Origin of the sequence: Mesorhizobium sp. M1A.F.Ca.IN.022.07.1.1, assembly GCF_003997575.1 — a bacterium.
In the GTDB taxonomy this organism is placed as follows: Bacteria; Pseudomonadota; Alphaproteobacteria; order Rhizobiales; family Rhizobiaceae; genus Mesorhizobium.
Window position 1 is genome coordinate 1 of sequence record NZ_RZST01000499.1, and the last position, 3,112, is coordinate 3,112.

Sequence of the window (3,112 nt, forward strand, 5' to 3'; positions counted from 1 at the left end):
GGGCAGCATGGCGCCGATCTTGTCTTCCGCCTGCAGCGCACGCCATGCGAAGCTCGGATTGCAGGCGCCAAGGATAACGTATGGTTTGAAGTCCACGCCCAGTTTGGCCTTCATCGTCTGCTGGACATCGATCCTTGTCAGGACGCCGAAGCCCTTGTCCGCAAGTTTCTTGGTTACGTGCTCGACTGCGGCGAACGGTACGTCGAGGCTTTGATAAAATAATAGCTCATTGGGTTCTCCTTCGAGATGGGCCCCGCCAGAAGCAAGAGGTCGCCAGCGGCGTCCCGCGAGCTAACCGTGATAAGCCGGGTGGAGCTTTGATCCAGCGCAATGAATGGTCGACGCCATCGGCGAATGTGGCAGCAAGGAGTTCCCGGGATGACTGTCCGCAATCTTGAATATGCCATCTCACCGAGATACGTCGCGGTCGTCGGTGCTACCGAGCGCGTTGGCTCGGTCGGTCGCGTCGTGTTCAACAACATCGTCAGCGGTGGATTCGAGGGCGAGATTTGGCCGCTCAATCCCAAATATTCGCAGGTGGCCGGCCACCGTTGTTATGCGAATGTTGCCGATCTTCCAGGCGTCCCCGATCTTGCCGTGATCGCGACCCCTGCCGACACCGTTCCCGGCATTGTGCGCGAACTGGCCGAGAAGGGGACGCGAGCGGCCGTCGTTATCACCGCGGGGCTTAACCACGAGAACGGTCTGCGCCAGGCAATGCTCGACGCGGCCAAACCCTCGCTCATGCGGATCATCGGGCCGAACACGGTCGGGTTGATGGTCCCTCCAGCAAAGCTGAACGCCAGTTTCGCCCACATGGCGGCCGAGCCTGGGAATATCGCCCTGATTTCGCAATCTGGCGCAATCGCCACGTCGCTGATCGATTGGGCGGGCGAGAACAATGTGGGCTTTTCCCGGATCATCTCGCTCGGCGACATGGCCGATGTCGACGTCGGTGACTGCCTCGACATGCTGGCGGGCGATATCCACACGCGCGCGATCGTGATGTATCTCGAAACGATACCCAATCCACGCAAGTTCATGTCGGCCGCGCGAGCTGCGGCGCGTCTCAAGCCGGTCATCGCAATCAAACCCGGCCGGCACGAACAGGCGGCCAAGGCGGCGGCAACCCACACCGGAGCACTTTCGGGAGCGGATAGGGTAGTCGATGCCGCATTGCGAAGGGCAGGGGTGTTGCGCGTGAAAGATCTCGCCGAATTGTTCGATGCCGCCGAGACGATCGCGCGTTATTCTCCGCTCGATAGGGCCCGCGTTGGCATCGTCACCAACGGCGGTGGCGCCGGGGTTCTCGCGGTCGACAAGCTCGCCGATCGCGGAGGGGAGCTGGCTGAGCTTTCGCCGTCGACGATCGAACGGCTGAACAGCGTCCTACCGGCGACCTGGTCGCATGCAAACCCCGTCGACATTGTCGGTGATGCAGCGCCGGAGCGCTACGGGGCGGCACTCGAAGCCTTGGCGGCAGATTCCGGAACGGACGTCATCCTGGTCATGAACTGTCCCACCGGGCTAGGTTCCTCGCCCGACGCGGCCAGGAAGGTGGCCGAACTTGGGGACGAAGGAGAGATCGGAGGAAAACCGCTCCTCGCATGCTGGCTCGGCGAGCATACCGCGCGCGAGGGTCGTCGCATCCTGACGGAAGTCGGCATTGCGAGCTTCGAAACGCCGGAGGATGCGGCAATAGCGGCGTCCTATCTCAGCGAATGGTCACGGGCGCAGCGTGCGCTCCTGCGGACACCGTCCGGCCAGCGGGAGGGCGTGGTGGACGGCAAGGCGACAGCGCAGGCAATTTTCCGGCAAGTCGCAAGTGCGGGTCGGCGCATGCTGACGGAACCGGAAGCAAAATCCGCAATCGCTGCTTACGGCATTCAGGTGCCGCGAACGATTGTTGCCCGCTCCGCCGCCGAAGTGTCTCAGGCAGCCAGCCAGCTTCTCGAAACGTCGGAAAGACTTGTCGTCAAATTGCTGTTAAGGACGGTTTCACACAAGTCGGACGTCGGTGGCGTGGTCCTCGACATTGCGACTGCCGGAGAGGCTGAAGAAGCTGCGAAGTCGATCGAGACACGCCTAGGATCGCAGGTGCCCGGGACAAAGGCGGATGGCTACAGCGTGCAAAGCATGGTTGCGCGCAAGCACGCGCAGGAGCTCATCCTGGGCATGAACCTCGATCCGATGTTCGGCCCGGTCATCCTGTTTGGCGCCGGCGGCACCGCTGTCGAGGTTCTGAACGACACCGCGATCGCCCTGCCTCCGCTCGACGACGTGCTCGCCGGAGACCTGATCGACGCGACCCGGATAGGCCGCCTGCTTGCTGGCTATCGTGATCGCAAGCCGGCTAATCGGGCAGCGATCATCGCCGCGCTGAACGGCTTGTCGCAAATGATCGTCGACTTTCCTTGCCTGGTCTCTCTCGACATCAATCCGCTGCTGGCGGACGGAGAGGGCGTGATTGCGCTCGACGCCCGCATCGAAATCGATCCGCGACGCGTGGATGAACCGGCACCGAACCCGGCCCTTGCCATAAGACCCTATCCCGCAGGGTGGAGCCGTGACTTTCTGTCGGACGGTATGTCTTTCCACACCCGGCCAATCATGCCGGCGGACGTCCAGCTCTATCCCGCGTTTCTGGCCAAGATTTCGCCAGACGATCTGCGGCTGCGTTTCCTCTCACCGCGCAGGAACTTCCCGGACCAGATGCTGAAGCGGCTCACACAGCTCGACTACGATCGCGACATCGCCTTCGTCGCGCTCGAAACGGATACGGGCGCGCTGGCCGGAATCGGCAGACTTTCCTGCGACCCGGATCACAGCACCGGCGAATATGCCTTGCTTGTGCGATCGGACCTGCAGGGCCATGGTCTGGGATGGGCCTTGCTGAAACAGATCATCGACTATGCGAGCGCTAAACGCATTGGCCGGATCGAGGGTATAATCCTCAACGAGAACAGCAAGATGCTCACAATGTGCCGCGAGTTGGGCTTCTCGATTGCGCACCACCCCAGCGAGCCCGGCCTGTCGGTGGCGACGCTGGAGGTCAGATAGGCTCGGTCTGCTTCCATGACCCCGTCTTCCTGAGGCTGACTGGAGATAAAGC

The 3,112-nt window shown here is 62.1% G+C and carries 2 protein-coding genes; one reads left to right on the forward strand and one right to left on the reverse strand.

Annotated elements, in window-relative coordinates; genetic code table 11:
- Nucleotides 1-114: DUF302 domain-containing protein (locus EOA75_RS35405; protein ID WP_245466791.1), on the reverse strand; the 114-nt coding region annotated here is incomplete at its 3' end.
- A 264-nt stretch (nucleotides 115-378) separates the two neighbouring features.
- Here EOA75_RS35405 and EOA75_RS31125 point away from each other — a divergent pair.
- A complete protein-coding gene (locus EOA75_RS31125; RefSeq protein WP_127325965.1) occupies nucleotides 379-3,060 on the forward strand; it encodes a bifunctional acetate--CoA ligase family protein/GNAT family N-acetyltransferase in 2,682 nt (893 codons plus the stop codon).
- Nucleotides 3,061-3,112: the final 52 nt, after the last annotated feature.

Coding starts and splice junctions, on each gene's coding strand:
- EOA75_RS31125 (WP_127325965.1), top strand. CDS start 379: ATGACTGTCCGCAATCTTGAATATGCCATCTCACCGAGATACGTCGCG.